This window comes from Magnetospirillum sp. LM-5 (assembly GCF_902729445.1).
Classification (GTDB): domain Bacteria; phylum Pseudomonadota; class Alphaproteobacteria; order Rhodospirillales; family Magnetospirillaceae; genus Magnetospirillum.
In genome coordinates, this window is sequence record NZ_CACVCE010000002.1 from 63,227 (window position 1) to 78,071 (window position 14,845).

The 14,845-nt window shown below is 65.4% G+C and carries 16 protein-coding genes and 1 tRNA gene; 9 read left to right on the plus strand and 8 right to left on the minus strand.

From position 1 onward, the window contains the following. The first annotated feature begins 140 nt into the window (after positions 1-140). The 3 genes from MTBLM5_RS01870 (at position 141) to MTBLM5_RS01880 (ending at position 3,928) form a co-directional block, all read left to right on the plus strand. Entirely contained in the window at positions 141-1,769 is a 1,629-nt protein-coding gene (locus MTBLM5_RS01870) for an alpha-D-glucose phosphate-specific phosphoglucomutase (protein WP_173974110.1), read from the plus strand. Positions 1,770-2,022: 253 nt separating this feature from the next. Next, positions 2,023-3,399, plus strand: a complete 1,377-nt coding sequence (pgmG, locus tag MTBLM5_RS01875; protein ID WP_173974111.1) for a phosphoglucomutase/phosphomannomutase PgmG — start codon at positions 2,023-2,025, stop codon at positions 3,397-3,399. 43 nt (positions 3,400-3,442) lie between these two features. Continuing rightward, positions 3,443-3,928: a gamma-glutamylcyclotransferase family protein gene (locus tag MTBLM5_RS01880; protein WP_173974112.1), complete on the plus strand. Its 486-nt coding sequence runs from the start codon at positions 3,443-3,445 to the stop codon at positions 3,926-3,928. On the opposite strand, the gene MTBLM5_RS01885 is transcribed toward MTBLM5_RS01880, so the two are convergent. Next, positions 3,919-4,659, minus strand: coding sequence for a creatininase family protein (locus tag MTBLM5_RS01885; RefSeq protein ID WP_173974113.1), 741 nt, complete (start codon positions 4,657-4,659; stop codon positions 3,919-3,921). The genes MTBLM5_RS01880 and MTBLM5_RS01885 overlap by 10 nt on opposite strands. 264 nt (positions 4,660-4,923) lie before the next feature. On the opposite strand from MTBLM5_RS01885, the gene MTBLM5_RS01890 reads away from it, so the two are divergent. The 4 genes from MTBLM5_RS01890 (at position 4,924) to MTBLM5_RS01905 (ending at position 9,536) form a co-directional block, all read left to right on the plus strand. Then, the gene (locus MTBLM5_RS01890) at positions 4,924-5,154 is read left to right on the plus strand and encodes a TraR/DksA C4-type zinc finger protein (RefSeq protein WP_173974114.1); all 231 of its coding nucleotides are present in this window, start codon (positions 4,924-4,926) and stop codon (positions 5,152-5,154) included. Between the two features lie 136 nt (positions 5,155-5,290). After that, positions 5,291-7,450 (plus strand): ATP-binding protein, encoded by a 2,160-nt coding sequence (locus MTBLM5_RS01895; protein ID WP_173974115.1) that lies wholly within the window; start codon positions 5,291-5,293, stop codon positions 7,448-7,450. Then, positions 7,447-8,223 carry an ABC transporter substrate-binding protein gene (locus MTBLM5_RS01900; RefSeq protein ID WP_173974116.1) on the plus strand — a complete coding sequence of 259 codons (777 nt, stop codon included), beginning with the start codon at positions 7,447-7,449 and terminating at the stop codon, positions 8,221-8,223. Before MTBLM5_RS01895 ends, MTBLM5_RS01900 begins: the two co-directional genes overlap by 4 nt. Positions 8,224-8,483: 260 nt before the next feature. After that, positions 8,484-9,536: a hypothetical protein gene (locus MTBLM5_RS01905; protein WP_173974117.1), complete on the plus strand. Its 1,053-nt coding sequence runs from the start codon at positions 8,484-8,486 to the stop codon at positions 9,534-9,536. A gap of 317 nt (positions 9,537-9,853) precedes the next feature. Here MTBLM5_RS01905 and MTBLM5_RS01910 read toward each other — a convergent pair. After that, a tRNA-Leu gene (locus tag MTBLM5_RS01910) sits at positions 9,854-9,938 on the minus strand. 46 nt (positions 9,939-9,984) lie between these two features. Further along, entirely contained in the window at positions 9,985-10,263 is a 279-nt protein-coding gene (locus tag MTBLM5_RS01915; RefSeq protein ID WP_173974118.1) for a (2Fe-2S) ferredoxin domain-containing protein, read from the minus strand. 101 nt (positions 10,264-10,364) lie between these two features. Here MTBLM5_RS01915 and MTBLM5_RS01920 point away from each other — a divergent pair, with 101 nt between their 5' ends. Then, a complete protein-coding gene (locus MTBLM5_RS01920; protein ID WP_173974119.1) occupies positions 10,365-10,988 on the plus strand; it encodes a TetR/AcrR family transcriptional regulator in 624 nt (207 codons plus the stop codon). Positions 10,989-11,058: 70 nt separating this feature from the next. Here MTBLM5_RS01920 and rplI read toward each other — a convergent pair whose 3' ends face one another. The 5 genes from rplI to MTBLM5_RS01945 form a co-directional block, all read right to left on the minus strand. After that, on the minus strand, positions 11,059-11,610 hold the full coding sequence (gene rplI / locus MTBLM5_RS01925) for a 50S ribosomal protein L9 (RefSeq protein WP_173974120.1): 552 nt from the start codon (positions 11,608-11,610) through the stop codon (positions 11,059-11,061). A gap of 1 nt (position 11,611) precedes the next feature. After that, positions 11,612-12,556 carry a DUF2232 domain-containing protein gene (locus MTBLM5_RS01930; RefSeq protein ID WP_254430866.1) on the minus strand — a complete coding sequence of 315 codons (945 nt, stop codon included), beginning with the start codon at positions 12,554-12,556 and terminating at the stop codon, positions 11,612-11,614. A gap of 15 nt (positions 12,557-12,571) precedes the next feature. Further along, a complete protein-coding gene (gene rpsR / locus MTBLM5_RS01935; protein ID WP_068503085.1) occupies positions 12,572-12,838 on the minus strand; it encodes a 30S ribosomal protein S18 in 267 nt (88 codons plus the stop codon). Further along, positions 12,838-13,281, minus strand: coding sequence for a 30S ribosomal protein S6 (gene rpsF / locus MTBLM5_RS01940; protein WP_173974121.1), 444 nt, complete (start codon positions 13,279-13,281; stop codon positions 12,838-12,840). The genes rpsR and rpsF overlap by 1 nt, the downstream gene beginning before the upstream one ends. A 166-nt stretch (positions 13,282-13,447) precedes the next feature. Beyond that, positions 13,448-13,894, minus strand: a complete 447-nt coding sequence (locus MTBLM5_RS01945) for a bacteriohemerythrin (RefSeq protein WP_173974122.1) — start codon at positions 13,892-13,894, stop codon at positions 13,448-13,450. 201 nt (positions 13,895-14,095) lie between these two features. Between MTBLM5_RS01945 and MTBLM5_RS01950 the strand changes: the two genes are divergently transcribed. Continuing rightward, a complete protein-coding gene (locus MTBLM5_RS01950) occupies positions 14,096-14,818 on the plus strand; it encodes a glucosamine-6-phosphate deaminase (protein WP_173974123.1) in 723 nt (240 codons plus the stop codon). Positions 14,819-14,845 lie beyond the last annotated feature (27 nt).

Below are 14,845 nucleotides of genomic sequence, written 5' to 3' on the forward strand. Positions count from 1 at the left end.
TTGAAGGCATTGTATAAAAAAGAAAAATACGCACATACCCAAGCGTGGTAGTGGGACATATGCGTGCCCTCGGAGATTGACAGCCACCCGCCCTTGGGCCATCACACAAGGACGCAGGAAGCCCGAGGGAGAATGAGCGCATGAGTGCCGTCCGGATCATTCAGACCACCCCGTTCGACGGGCAGAAGCCGGGAACGTCCGGCTTGCGCAAGAAGGTCAAGACCTTCGCCCAGCCGCATTATCTGGAAAATTTCGTTCAAGCGATCTTCGGATCGATCGGCGAGGTCGGCGGCAAGGTTCTGGTGCTGGGCGGCGATGGCCGCTTTCACAACCGCACTGCCTGCCAGACCATCCTGAAGATGGCCGCCGCCAACGGTTTCGCCCGGGTGATGGTCGGGCGTGGCGGCATCTTGTCGACGCCGGCGGCGTCTTGCGTGATCCGCAAGTACCGGACCTTCGGCGGCATCATCTTGTCGGCCAGCCACAATCCCGGCGGCCCGGATGAGGATTTCGGCATCAAGTACAACATCCCGGCCGGCGGCCCGGCCCCCGAGGCGGTGACCGAGGCGATCTTCGCCCGTTCGAAGACCATCACCGAGTACCGCATCTGGGACGGCGCCGACATCGACCTGGACCGTCTGGGGACCCAGCAATTGGGGCCGATGGCGGTCGAGGTGTTCGACCCCGTGGCCGATTACGCCGACCTGATGCAGACCCTGTTCGATTTCGACGCCATCCGCGCCGCCTTCAAGGCCGGCTTTCGCATGAAGTTCGACGCCATGCACGCGGTGACCGGCCCCTATGCCAAGGCCATCCTGGAAGGCATGTTGGGGGCGCCGGCCGGCACGGTGATGAACGGCACGCCGCTGGAAGATTTCGGCCACGGCCATCCCGACCCCAATCTGGTTCACGCCCACGAATTGGTGGAAGCCTTGTTCGGTGCCGATGCTCCCGATTTCGGCGCGGCGTCGGACGGTGACGGCGACCGCAACATGATCCTGGGCAAGAATTTCTATGTGACGCCGTCGGACAGTCTGGCCGTTCTGGCGGCCAACGCCACGCTGTGCCCGGGTTATGCCAAGGGCTTGAAGGGCATCGCGCGGTCGATGCCGACCTCGGCGGCGCCCGACCGCGTCGCCGCTGCCCTGGGCATCCCGGCCTTCGAGACGCCGACGGGGTGGAAGTTCTTCGGCACCTTGCTCGATGCCGGTCTGGCCACCCTGTGCGGCGAGGAAAGCTTCGGCACCGGCTCGGACCATGTGCGAGAAAAAGACGGGCTGTGGGCGGTGCTGATGTGGCTGAACGTGTTGGCCGTCCGCAACGAGCCGGTGGCCGACATCGTGCGCGCCCATTGGGCCAAGTATGGCCGCAACGTCTATTCCCGCCACGATTACGAAGGCATCGATTCGGCCGCCGCCAACGGTCTGATGGACCATCTGCGCGGCCTGGATTTGAAGGGCAAGGCGCTGGGGGCCTATAAGGTCGCCTTCAACGACGATTTCGCCTATACCGACCCGGTGGACGGCAGCATCAGCACCCAGCAGGGCATCCGCATCGTCTTCGAGGACGGCAGCCGCGTGGTGTTCCGCCTGTCCGGCACCGGCACCGAGGGGGCGACGCTGCGCGTCTATATCGAACAGTTCGAGCCCAATGTGACCAAGCACCATCTGGACCCGCAAGTGGCCCTGGCGGATTTGATCAAGATCGCCCGCGACGTGGCGCAAATCGAGGCCCGCACCGGGCGGGCCGAGCCCACGGTGATTACCTAGGAAAGAGAATTTTACCACAGAGGCACAGAGACACAGAGAGACCGTGCCACACGGCATCAGCATACTTCCTCGTCATTGCCGGGCTTGACCCGGCAATCCACGTGGTGCCGCATTTGAAGCGTTGACAGTGCGGAACGACGTGGATGCCCGGAACAAGTCCGGGCAAGACGAGGAAGGGGAGGTCGGGCGGAACCAATTTGAAAGGCATCTCTGTGCCTCTGTGCCTCGGTGGTTCATCCAGCAAGGAACAGCGATGACCCATACCTTCCACCCCACCATCCTGCGCGAATACGACATCCGCGGCATCGTCGGCGAGACCCTGTCGGCCGCCGACGCCCGCGCCATCGGCCAGGCCTTCGGCAGCCGGGTCCGCCAGGCCGGCGGTTCGGTGGTGTGCGTCGGCTGGGACGGACGGCTGTCCAGCCTGGAACTGGCCGGCGCCCTGACCGAAGGGCTGATGTCCACCGGCTGCACGGTGCGCCGGGTCGGTCGTGGGCCGACGCCGATGCTGTATTACGCCGCCAAGGTGCGCGATGCCGACGGCGGCATCATGGTCACCGGCAGCCACAACCCGCCGACCCATAACGGCTTCAAGATGGTGTTTCAGGGCAAGCCGTTTTTCGGCTCCGACATTCGCGGCCTGGGCGAAATCGCGGCGGCCGGTGATTTCGTCCAAGGCCAGGGCAGCGTGGTCGAGGACGATATCCGCCTCGAATATTGCGACCGCCTGGTCCAGGATTGGGACGGCAAGCGCGAGCTGCGGGTGGTGTGGGATTGCGGCAACGGCGCCGCCGGCGAGATCACCGAGATGCTGGCCAAGAAGCTGCCCGGCCGTCATACCGTGCTGTTCGGCGAGATCGACGGCCGTTTCCCCAACCACCACCCCGACCCGACCGAGCCGCATAATTTGCGGGCGCTGCAAGATGCCGTGCTGTTCGAGCGGGCCGATATCGGCATCGCCTTCGATGGCGACGGCGACCGCATCGGGGTGATCGACAACGAGGGCCGCATCCTGTGGGGCGACCAGATCCTGGTGATCCTGGCCGAGGATTTGCTGAAGACCCGGCCGGGCGCGACCATCATCGCCGACGTCAAGGCCAGCCAGGTGTTCTTCGAGGAAGTGGCCCGCATGGGCGGCAAGCCGGTGATGGGGCGCACCGGGCATTCGCTGATCAAGACCCAGATGGCCGAGATCGGCGCCCCGCTGGCCGGCGAGATGAGCGGTCACATCTTCTTCGCCGACCGCTATTACGGCTTCGACGACGCGCTTTATGCCGCCATCCGCCTGCTGGGCATCGTGTCGCGCATGGAGCGCCAGACCCTGGGCGCCCGGCGCGACAAGCTGCCGCACATGGTCAACACGCCGGAAATGCGCTTCGACTGCGCCGACGAACGCAAGTTCGCGGTGATCCATGAGGTCAAGGATCGCCTGGCCGCCGAGGGCGCCAAGGTCAATGCCATCGACGGCGTCCGCGTCGATACCCCCGACGGCTGGTGGCTGTTGCGCGCGTCCAATACCCAGGCGGTGCTGGTGGCCCGCTGCGAGGCCAAGTCGGTCGAGGGCTTGAAGCGTCTGCGGGCCGCCCTGGAAGCGCAGTTGGCCAAAAGTGCGGTTACCTTGCCGGGCTGACGGCGCCGGGCCATAATCGGCGGGTGGGCTTGGAGCATGGCCGGTGAACCTGTTCTTCTACGGCACCCTGATGGACCCCGAGGTCCGCGAGATCGTCTGCGGCCGGCCGCTCGACACCGTCGAGCCGGCGGTGGCCCAGGGATTTCGCCGCGTCCACGTCGCCGGCCGCCATTATCCGATGCTGCTGTCCCATGCCTCGGGCTGGGTCGACGGATTGCTGGTCACCCGGGTCGAACCCGAGGCGGTGCACCGCCTGCAGGTTTATGAGGGCTGGGAATACGCCCTGCACCCGATCCGGGTGCGTACCCATTCGGGTCAGGTGGTGATGGCCCATGTGTTCATGTGTCCGCCGACCATCCGCCCCGATCCCCGCCAGTGGCGGCTGGAAACCTGGCTGCTGCGCCACAAGCGCCCGTTCCTGCGCAAGGCCCAGGCCTTGATGGAACGCGCCTTGAAGCGGCGCGGCGGCGGCGTCGCCGGCCGGCTCCCCCGGCCCGGCCTGGCGCCCAAGCTGCGCCGTCAGGGCTGAGTGAAGAAGTCCGAGGCCAGACGGGTCATTTCGTCGGTGGCGATCTTCAGCAATTCCCGGCCTGCCTCCGGGCTGGCCAGCGACGGGTTCGAGCCGATGCGGCCGTCGGGGAAGCGTTCGCGGAAATCCGCAGGCCCGAAGAACGCGCCGGTCGGCGCCACCGCCGGCACCAGCGGGTGCGGGTCGGCCAGGTCGGGATGAAGCGCCCAGGTCAGCGCCACTTCGGGCGGTGTCGCGTGCGAACCGACCATGTCTGCGAACAATCGGTGCGAGGCCGCCATCACCTCGGGCGTTTCCCACCAATTGACCAGCCGGGTCCGCAAGGCCGGGCGAGGGGACAGGCGGTCCAGTTCCATCTGGGTCTGGGAAAAGGCGGCGTTGATCGTGGCGACATTGCCGCCATGGCCGTTGATCATCAACACCCGGTCGAAGCCGTGGCGAACCAGCGACAGCAGGCAATCCTCGACCACCGCCAGCAAGGTCGAGGGCTTCAGCGTCATGGTGCCCGGAAAGGCCATGTGGTGCTGGGCCATACCGATGGCCAGGGTGGGCGCAACCACAACCCCCAACGCTTCGCCCACCTTGTCGGCGACCGCTTCGGCGCACAAGGCGTCGGTGCCGATCAGGCCGGTGGGGCCATGCTGCTCGGTCGAGCCGATGGGCAGGATGATGGCGGTGGAATGGGCCAGATAGGCCTCGACCTGGGGCCAGGTCATCAAATGCAGGCGCATGCAGGAAACTCCGCTGGTGTCGGCGCCATTATCCATCTTGGCGCGATCTTGCCCACCCCCAGTGTCCTGCCCCCGAAATTCGCATAGCGAATTCCGGGGAAAAGCAGGCCACCAATCCGTTGAATCGTGTGGTGACCCCGACGTCCGCATTCCCATGCGAACTTCGGGGTCACCACACAAGGTATGTGACGAAGTTTTCATTTTGCATTCGCCATTCGCCCGTGGATAATGCTTTCCCACCATATCTAGTGGTCGGAGGGGGAGATGGACGATATCGATTGCGCTGCGGAGCGTGTTGAAGCGTTCAACGCGGTGGCGCTGAAGGCGGTCCTCGACCGCATGGCCGGTCCGGCGTCTTCGGGAATTTGTCGCGCCTGTGGTTGCGCCATCGAGGATGAACGGCTGCAGGCCAATCCGCACGCGCGCCATTGTCGCGAATGTGCCGACGAAATCGAGGCCGAAACCCGTCGAAAGAACCGCTGCGGCCCGCGCTGATCGGGTCCCTACCCCATTGCGGGGGGTGGTGGTCGCGCGGTAGAGTTTCGGTGTGTCAGATCAAACATCGCCTTCGTCGCCCTGCTGCCAGCCCGCGCCGGTTCCGGTTCGCCCGGGGCGGTCCCTGTCTGGCAAGGTGCTTGCCGCGGCGCTGATCTCGACCTTCCTGGTGGTCGCCGCCGCCGAGGCCTATCGGCTGCACTCCGTGCGGGGCGAGCGGCTTGATCGCCTGCAGCAGAAGGCCTTGTCCACCGCCGAGGTTCAGGCGCTGTCGATGGCGCGCCCCTTGTTCGATTTCGACGACGAGGTGGTGGGCGTGTTGGTCCACGCCCTGGCCGGCGATCCCGAGGTGCTGTGGGCCGAGGTCCAGAATTCCGAGGGCGAGATCGTCGCTTCCTTGCGTGAGCGGGGCGAATCCTCGCTGGTGTCCGAGCGCGCCATCACCTATCGCAATCGCGGTGACGATATCGCCGTCGGACAATTGGCCATCGGCTTTTCCAGCGCCGCCGCCGATGCCGAACTGCGCCGTCATGCGATGGTCAGCGTCGGCGGCCTGCTGGCGATGTTCCTGGCCTTGTCGCTGGCCATCACCGGGTCGTTCCGCCGCATCAGCATGCCCTTGGCGGAAATGAGCCGCACCCTGCGGGCGCTGGCCGGCGGCCGCAAGGATCTGGTGGTGCCGGGGACCGACCGCGACGACGAGATCGGCGACATGGCCCGCGCCGCCGAGGTGTTCCGCCGCCATGTCGGCGAAATCGAGCGGCTCGAGGCCGAGAAGGCTCAGGCCGCGGTGATTCGCGACAGCGAGCAGCGGCTGCGTCTGATGGTCGAGGCCTTGCCGATTCCCCTGGTGATGACCAGCCTGGGCGACGATTCGCGCATCTTGTTCGCCAACCGCTCGTTGCGCGACGATTTCATCGGGGGCGGCGATCCGGTCGGATTGCCGGTCTCGGAGGTGTGGGTCGACCTGGCCGAGCGCGAGCGGATGCTGGAACACATCGCCGTCTCGGGCGCCGTGCGCAATTTCGAGACCAGGCTGCGCCGTCCCGGGGGAGCTGAATTCTGGGCGCTGCTTTCGCTGGTCAAGACCGAGTATCTGGGCCAACAGGTGTTGCTGGGCGGGATCACCGACATCAGCGATCGCCACCGCATGGAACAAGACCTGACCGAGGCCAAGGACCAGGCCGAGGCGGCGACCCGGGCAAAATCCGAGTTCCTGGCCACCATGAGCCACGAAATCAGGACGCCGATGAACGGCATCCTGGGGATGGCCGAGTTGCTGCGTGACGGCCCGCTGGACGAGGCCCAGCGCAGTCAGGTCGAGACGCTGTGCGCCTCGGGCCGGGCCTTGCAGGCCTTGCTGGGCGACATTTTGGACTTGTCGAAGCTGGAAGCCGGCCGGTTGGAGCTGAACACACAGGTTTTCGACCCGCGCCGCCTGTTCGCCGAGGTGTCCGACCTTCTGGGCTTCAAGGCGCGCGAGAAGGGGCTGCATCTCGGAATGGCGGTGGCGCCGGAAGTGCCCAGCCGGCTGGAAGGCGACGATCTCCGTCTGCGCCAAGTGGTGCTGAATCTGGTCGGTAACGCGGTCAAGTTCACCGAACAGGGGACCATCGCCCTGACCGCCTCGTTGATGTCGCGTGATCCCTTGGTTCTGCGGGTCGATGTGGTCGATACCGGCATGGGCATTGGCCCCGACACCATGCCGCAACTCTTCTCGCCGTTCAGCCAGGGCGACAGCCAGATCGCGCGCCGCTTCGGGGGTACCGGCCTGGGGCTGGCGATCGCGCGCCGTCTGGTCGAGGCCCAGGGTGGCACCATCGGCGCCGAAAGCCGCCCGGGCGAAGGCAGCCGCTTCTGGTTCGAGGTGCCGATGAAGGCCGCCGACGACAATGCCGTCACCGCCGACGGCGACGTTCCGGTGCCGCCGCTGGATATCTTGATGGCCGAGGACAATCCGGTGAACCAGAAGGTGGTGCAGGTGTTCCTGGAACGCCGTGGCCACCGCGTTCATGCCGTGCCGGATGGCGCCCAGGCGCTGGAGGCGTTGCGGACCCGCCCCTACGATGTGGTGCTGATGGACATGCAGATGCCGGTGATGGACGGGCTGGAGGCGACGCGGGCCATCCGGTCGCTGCCGGCCCCGGCCGGCCAGGTGCCGATCGTCGCCTTGACCGCCAATGCCTTCCGCTCGGATGCCGAATCCTGCGCCGCCGCCGGCATGAACGGCTTCCTGGCCAAGCCGGTCGATTTTTTTCAATTGCAGGCGACGTTGGCTCGCTGGGCGGCGAAATGATCGGCCGTTGGGCGGCGCTGGCCCTGACGCTTGCCGTGGTGTGGATGCCGCCGGCGGCGACAGGGGCCGAAGCGCCGGTGGTTCTGGTGGCCGACCCGTGGTGTCCCCACACCTGCGACCCGGCCGAGGGCTCCGAGGGCTACATGATCGAGATCGCCCGCGAGGCGTTCGGCCTGTCCGGCATCGAGGTCATCTACAAGACCGAGGGCTGGTCGCGGGCCATGAGGGATGTGCGCCTGGGCCGCGCCGACGGGGCGGTGGGGGCGTTGTTCGACGAGGCCCCCGATCTGGTGACCCACGCCGAGCCCTTGGGCATGCAGGTCAACGTTCTGGTCACCCTGGGTGACGATTCCTGGCATTTCGAGGGCTGGGAAGGCTTGGCCGGACGCCGGGTCGGCGCGGTCAGTTCCTATTCCTATTCCGCCGAGATCGACGCCTGGCTGAAGGATCATCCGTCCGAGGTCCAGATGATCAGCGGCAGCGATGCCGCTCTTCGCAATCTGAAAAAATTGATGGCCGGGCGTATCGATGTGATGCTGGATGACGAAGCGGTGGTCGGCGACGCCGTCGCTCGCCTGAACAGCCCCCGGCCGGTTCGGATCGCCGGCCGTCTGCCCGGCGGCTCGCTGCATATCGCGCTGAACCCCAAGCGCGGCGAACGCCTGGCCCAGATCCTGAACCGGAATATCCGCGCGCTCCGCGCCAGCGGCCGCCTGGCGACCATCCTGGAACGCTACGACCTCAGCGATTGGGGCCGTAAGACGAAGCGTTGATAGGGGAAGAGTTGGTGCCCGGGGCTTTCTTTGCCTGGCTTGCCTCTAGGGGGCTCCCAAGGAGCCCCCGGGGGGGCATGGGGGTTTGCGACGGCCGACATCAGCGAGAGGGGCACGGAAGTTCTTCCGTGGGACTGCTCGGGGTTCTCTCAGAAGTATGCCTCTAGTTTTAATCCTTCGATCTGTCCGCGCATTGGCTATATTAGCCCTGTTCGGAAGGCGAACGGCGCGCTGACATCAAGACAGGGAGGTGCATAAAGGTGGCGATGTCCGGACGCTCTGTTCTTGCACGCTGTCCAAGGTATTGGGCGGAGCGGGCCGTTCTTGTCGTTTCTTGTGGCGCCCTGTTGTGGGGAATACTTTTCGTTACGGACGGCAACGCCAAGACGCGGGTGGTCATCGCTGCGGCCGGGGTGGCGTTCGTCGTCGCCACCATGATGGTGATGCGGGGGTTGCCGCGTCGCGTCACGGCGGCCAGCCTAGCCATCGGCATCGGGCTGGCCCTGGCGGTATCCTATGTCGGAGATTACCGCCATCACCGGAAGTTGGCACTGTGGAAGCAGGTTTTCGAAGAAAGCCTGCCGGGAGCCGTGCAGAGCGAACTGGCGGACCGAAACACGATCTTGACGTTCAGGGCGCCTTCGGCTTTGGACATGCTGCTGTCGGGCATCGACAAGAGCACTCTTCATGACTTCGCGGATGTGGTCGCCGCCGCCAATAAATTTCATGATCGTGTCGCCCCGGAATTTCGCCGGCAGCGGCTTTCCGACGAGCAGGCCAGGGTCGCCAGTCTGATGATGTTCACGTCCGGATTGTGGGGCTACGGCAACGTCGCCGCGCCGGACAAACCCGGCTGTGTCGGCACCAACGAGCGCAAGACCATCACCGGACGGGCCCTCACTTTTCAGGATTACCTCGAAAGCGACATCGGCTGCTGCACCGATTACGCATATCTGCTCCATGCCTTGCTCGATGCCGCCGGGTTCACCAACCGGCTGTCTTCCATTCCCGGCCACATCTTCAACGAGGTCCAGATCCGGGGGCGCTGGCACACGGTTGATGCCAACATCAACGTCGTCACTGATCATGCCTGGAACGACGTCGGCCCGCAAACGCCCCTGGAAATCATGATCTTTCCCCATCCGGGTTTGACACCGGGCCGGCTTTACCGGCGATCGCTCCTGCCTTTCCGGGTTTCGCAAATCGTCAGGATGGCGGCTGGCCTGGTCGAAGAGGCCAGCCATCCGGCCGAACCACCCCTGTTTCTCAGCGTCTCGGCTGGAGCCGAACCGGCACCTGGAACGGTGAATTGATTGGGCGTTTACTCGCGGTGATCCATCAGCCTCCTCTCGGTTCAGATCGAGTGGGCAACCTCGTGAGACTTCACATCTAGGCTACCACCCGGTGCTGCCGCTTGTGCCTGGGCCGCCCCGAGTGATCCGGATCGCAGGGAAATGGTGGGCCGGGAGCACCGATGTGCCCCGCAAGATCGGCCGGGAAGCGCCGCGAGAAATAGACGATGCCCCGTTTGGTGAAGCGGAATGGTGCCGCTTTGGTCTTCCACTCCATACGGCATCATGGCGAAGCCGCTGGAAACCAAGGAGTTACCATGGGGATTCTGAGGAAGAGTTGGTGCCCCAGGCCGGACTCGAACCAGCAAGCCTTGCGGCGGTCGATTTTGAGTCGACTGCGTCTACCAATTCCGCCACTGGGGCACCGGGGGTATTGGAAGCGGCGATCATAGCCAAGCTTTTCCCGAGGTCAACCGGAATTCGGCCATCCGGCCTTTTCCAGTCGCTCGATCACCTGGACGGCGTCGCCGGCAACGCAATGTTCCAGGAACGGACCGGCCGGCGCCGCCTTCAGATTGGGCCCCTTGGCGCAATGGCCCATGCACGGATTGGCCATCACCCGCCAATCCAGCCCGCGTGAGGCGATCTCGCGCTCCAGGGCGGCGAACAGGCGGTCATTGCCGCCGGCGGCGCAGGATCCTTGCGTTCCCAGGCGGCGATTCATGCACAGGTAAAGGGTCGGCTTCATGACTGAAATCTAGGCCATCGGCGCGGGCAGGGCCAGAACCACTTGCGCACCGCCCGATGGTTTCCGATAAAGAAGTCCGGTGGTCAGATTGGGTTGCCAAGATGGTGCGCACAGTGGGCTCGCATGGCCCGAAGACGATGGAAGCGATCCGCAAGGCCGGCCTGAAGCTGATCCACGAGCACGGCTACGAGGCGATGACCCTGCGCCAATTGGCCGCCGAGGTCGGCGTGCAGGTGGGCTCGCTTTATAACCACATCAGCACCAAGCAGGACCTTTTGTTCGACCTGATCAAGGCCCACATGGACGATCTGTTGGCCGAGCTCGAGGTTCGCCTGGCCGGCATCGATGGCCCGGTCGAGCGGCTGAAGGCCTTCTGCGCCTTCCACGTCACCTATCACATCCTCAGGAAGCGCGAGGTGTTCATCGGCTATTCCGAGCTGCGCAGCCTGGACCCCAACCATTACGAAGAAATCGTCGGCCTGCGCCGCCAGTACGAACGCCGCCTGACGGCGATCCTGGAAGAAGGCCGGCAGCAAGGCCTGTTCCAGGTCGGCGACAATGCGGTGGCCGCCTATGGCATCCTGGCGATGCTGACCGGGGTGTGTACCTGGTTCCGGCCCAACGGCCGGCTGACCCGCGAACAGGTTGCCGAAATCTATTCCGACATGGTGCTGCGCGGCCTGGTGCCGCCCGATCAATTGCCGGCGTCCAGCCCATTGCGGTGATGGCGCACGACGAAAGCCCCTGACCCGAAAGGGCCAGGGGCTTTTCAACGTTCGGCGAACGCCGGAAGGCTTACGCCTCGCTGGCCTCGTCGGCGGCCGGAGCTTCCTCTTCCGCTTCGACTTCCACCTCGGCGGCGGCTTCGGCGGCGGCAGCGGCCGAGGCGCGCTCGGCTTCTTCCTGCGAGCGGGCGACGGTGACGGTGACGGTCACCGACACTTCCGGGTGCAGGGCGATGCGGATCGGGTACGAGCCCAGGGTCTTGATCGGCTGATCCAGGGCGACCTGGCTGCGCTCGACGGTGTAGCCGGCGGCCTTGACCGCGTCGGCCAGATCGCGGCCCGACACCGAACCATAGAGCTGCCCACCTTCACCGGCCTGGCGAACCATCAGGACCTTCAGGCCGTCCATCTTGACGGCGACGGCCGAGGCTTCCTCGCGGCGCTTGAGGTTGATGGCCTCGAGCTGGGCGCGCTGCTTGTTGAAAAATTCAAGGTTGCCCTTGTTGGCGCGCAAGGCCTTCTTCTGCGGCAGCAGGAAGTTGCGGGCGAAACCGGGCTTGACCTTGACCACGTCGCCCATCTGACCGAGCTTCTCGATCCGTTCGAGCAGGATGACTTCCATTTTATCCCTCCATACCGCCGCCGCTTGATGGGCGGCGGAATCTCAATCTCCAGAACCTCACCAGACCTATCAGGGCGACTATGATGGCCGCCCATCCGAAGGCCAGGATCAGCAATCCGTACACCAGGCCCAGGATCAACCTCGACTGGGGCTTGGTCGCCGCGAAGCGGTGGATGCCGGCCAGCCCCATGAACACGAAGGGGACCAGCAACACCACCGCCAGATTGGCGGCCACGAAACCCACATCCCCGCCGGCCGCAACCCCCAACAGCCCCGTCACCGCCAAGGCGGCGGCCGGCCAGTCGGGAAGCATCAGCTCCCGGTAGGCCGGCTTGGGCCGGTGGTTCTTGCCCATCCGGACCAGCAACGCTTGCGCGCCGCAGGCATTGGCCACCGCCATCAACAGCCACGACACCACGGTCATGGCCGGAAACAGCGGCGTCCACCAGGTGACCGCGTCGGCCCGCCGGTCGGGCGGAAGTTCGGCGGCGATCAGGTCCAGGGCCTTGCCGATCATCTCGGCGACGAAGCCCCTGACCCCATCCGGGTGGTCCGCCATCAGGGCCGCGCCGCAAAGCAGCAGGGCAAGTCCGACGGCGGTCAGCCAGGCCAGGACGAATCCCGGCGGGTACCATTCGATGGAACCGTCCTGGTTCTCCCGCCACAGCAGCGACCGGTTGGCCACCACCAGGGCGGGAAGGGCGGTTGCGACCAGGAACAGCAAGGCGGACACCCCGCCAACCGTTCCGGCCACCGCCGCCGCGCCTACCACAGCCGCTACCAAGGTGGCGGCGGCCCCCGCCCAAAGGCCGATCATCATCATCGGCAGGGGGGCCAGGTAGGACAGGACGATCCCTGATCCAAAACCCTTCGCCAGCGACAAAAACAGCAACGAAGCCGTCAATCCCGCCGCGATGGCAAATCCGAAGCGCCGGCTGGCCGGCATCTCCGACCGGATCGCTTACTTCACCACGTAGGGGAGCAGACCCAGGAAGCGGGCGCGCTTGATGGCCTGGGCCAGCTCACGCTGCTTCTTGGCCGACACCGCGGTAATGCGGCTCGGCACGATCTTGCCCCGCTCCGAGATGAAGCGGCTCAGCAACTTGGTGTCCTTGTAATCGATCTTCGGCGCACCGTTGCCCGAGAACGGGCAGGTCTTGCGGCGACGGAAGAACGGACGGCGGGCGCCACCGGAAGCGGGACGCGGACGTTCAGCGGTCTCGGTCATTATTCAGCTCCCTCGGGACGACGGTCGGGACGGAAACCACGATCTTCACGCGGGCCGCGATCTTCGCGCGGGCCACGCTCGAAACCGCGATCTTCGCGGCGCGGACGGTCCTCGCGGTTGTTGCGGGCCTGCATCATGGCCGACGGGCCTTCCTCCAGCTCTTCGACGCGGACGGTCAGGAAGCGCAGGACGTCCTCGTTCAGGGACATCTGGCGTTCCATTTCCTTCACCGCGGCCGACGGCGCATCGAGGTTGAGCAGAACGTAATGGGCCTTGCGGTTCTTCTTCACCCGATAGGCGATGTTGCGCAGACCCCAGAATTCCTTCTTGGCCACGGTGCCGCCACCGGCGGAGATCACGTTGGCCATCTCGTCGATCAGGGTTTCCACCTGCGGGGCGGAGACTTCCTGACGCGCGAGAATCACGCATTCGTACAACGACATTGAAAAGACCCCTTTCGGCTTTTCTCTTCCCCCGGGACTCACCACGAGACCCCAAAGGCATAGCCGTCCGTGCCTTGAGCGCGGACCGGCAAGGGTTTGGAAGCGCGGGACTATACACGAATCGATGGGGGATGCAAGCGTTGCCGGCGGCGCGGAACCTGGCCGATCAGGCCGGAAGAAAGGACGCGGTCTTGACCAGCAGCAATCCCTCGCGCAGCAGATGCCCGACCATCTGGAAATCGAAGCGGACCAGTTCGAAATCGGTCAAGGAAACAGCCAGGGATTCGATGGCCTTGCGATTGGGGCGCCCGGCGGCCAACTCGGCCCGCAAGGCGGTGGCCCGATCAAGGAACTCTTCGTGGCGGAGCAGATGTTCCTCGCGGTGGCAGATTCCGTCCGGCAGGGTCAGGCTGTGCAGCAACTGTTCTTCCTGGCGGAAGTGCACGTGCAGCGCGTCGATCAAGGTGTCTCCGGCGGCCAGCGCCGCCGATGTCGGCCAGGCGTCGGCGACCGCCTGGTGCAACTCGTTGAAATGACCCAGCAGGGCGCGATGGTCGGCATCCAGCGGGTCGATGCCAATCGCCATTCCGTCGGTCCAATCGATCAGCGGCATTGGTGGCTCCCCCCTTGGTTCCAACCTCTGCGTTCCTATCCTAACGGAACGGATCACACCCTTAACGCTAATACCAATGGTACGTGTGCGCAAGACGGTGGCTGTCGGTTCTAGAGCGAATCAAGAATGCCGATCGCCGCTGGCCGAAGGCGGCGCGCGTCCTTATCATGGCATTGGTTTCAGTCTCGCGCGGGTGAAGCGATGAAAGTGGAAATCCTGTCCGATGCCCAGGCCGTCGCCCTTCGTGCCGCCGATCTGGTGGAGCAGGCGCTGGCGTCGCGCCCGCGTCCGACCCTGGGGCTGGCCGCCGGGGCGACGCCGGCCCTGATGTATGACGAACTGGTCAGGCGCAAGACCGACTTTTCCACCGTCACCTTGTTCGGGCTGGACGAGTATCTGGGGATCGGACGCGACCATCCGTCCAGTTGCGCGCAGGCTTTGCACCGTTATCTGATCGACCGGATCGCCGTTGCCCCCACGCAGGTCCACCTGCTGGATGGGCGGACTGCGGATGTCGCCGCCGCCTCGGCTGCCCACGAGGCGGCCATCGCCGCCGCCGGCGGGCTGGACCTGCAATTGCTGGGCCTGGGCGTCAACGGCCATATCGGCTTCAACGAGCCCGGCTGCGACTTCGCCGGCCGAACCGGCCCGGTTGCCCTGACCGAGGCCACCCGCACGGTCAATCGCCCGAATTTCCCGTCCGACCAGCAGGTGCCGACGGGCGCGGTGACCATGGGCGTTGCCACCATCATGGCGGCCCGGCGCGTGTTGCTGCTGGCCACCGGTTCAGCGAAGGCGGCGATGGTGGCCCGCTTCGTCGAAGGCCCGGTGACGCCCCAAGTGCCGGCTTCGGTGCTGCAGCGTCATGCCGACGCGGTGGTGCTGATCGACCGCGCCGCCGCTGCGCTTCTTCAGCGGACTTGACAGCGGGCGGGCTTGCCCGTTTCCTCT

Bases quoted from the DNA above. Each gene is read 5' to 3' on its own strand.
- MTBLM5_RS01870 (WP_173974110.1), top strand. From the start codon at position 141: ATGAGTGCCGTCCGGATCATTCAGACCACCCCGTTCGACGGGCAGAAG.
- MTBLM5_RS01885 (WP_173974113.1), bottom strand. From the start codon at position 4,659: ATGCGCCTGCATTTGATGACCTGGCCCCAGGTCGAGGCCTATCTGGCC.
- rplI (WP_173974120.1), bottom strand. From the start codon at position 11,610: ATGGAAGTCATCCTGCTCGAACGGATCGAGAAGCTCGGTCAGATGGGC.
- MTBLM5_RS01890 (WP_173974114.1), top strand. From the start codon at position 4,924: ATGGACGATATCGATTGCGCTGCGGAGCGTGTTGAAGCGTTCAACGCG.
- MTBLM5_RS01915 (WP_173974118.1), bottom strand. From the start codon at position 10,263: ATGAAGCCGACCCTTTACCTGTGCATGAATCGCCGCCTGGGAACGCAA.
- rpsF (WP_173974121.1), bottom strand. From the start codon at position 13,281: ATGTCGTTGTACGAATGCGTGATTCTCGCGCGTCAGGAAGTCTCCGCC.
- pgmG (WP_173974111.1), top strand. From the start codon at position 2,023: ATGACCCATACCTTCCACCCCACCATCCTGCGCGAATACGACATCCGC.
- MTBLM5_RS01920 (WP_173974119.1), top strand. From the start codon at position 10,365: ATGGTGCGCACAGTGGGCTCGCATGGCCCGAAGACGATGGAAGCGATC.
- MTBLM5_RS01950 (WP_173974123.1), top strand. From the start codon at position 14,096: ATGAAAGTGGAAATCCTGTCCGATGCCCAGGCCGTCGCCCTTCGTGCC.
- rpsR (WP_068503085.1), bottom strand. From the start codon at position 12,838: ATGACCGAGACCGCTGAACGTCCGCGTCCCGCTTCCGGTGGCGCCCGC.
- MTBLM5_RS01945 (WP_173974122.1), bottom strand. From the start codon at position 13,894: ATGCCGCTGATCGATTGGACCGACGGAATGGCGATTGGCATCGACCCG.
- MTBLM5_RS01930 (WP_254430866.1), bottom strand. From the start codon at position 12,556: ATGCCGGCCAGCCGGCGCTTCGGATTTGCCATCGCGGCGGGATTGACG.
- MTBLM5_RS01900 (WP_173974116.1), top strand. From the start codon at position 7,447: ATGATCGGCCGTTGGGCGGCGCTGGCCCTGACGCTTGCCGTGGTGTGG.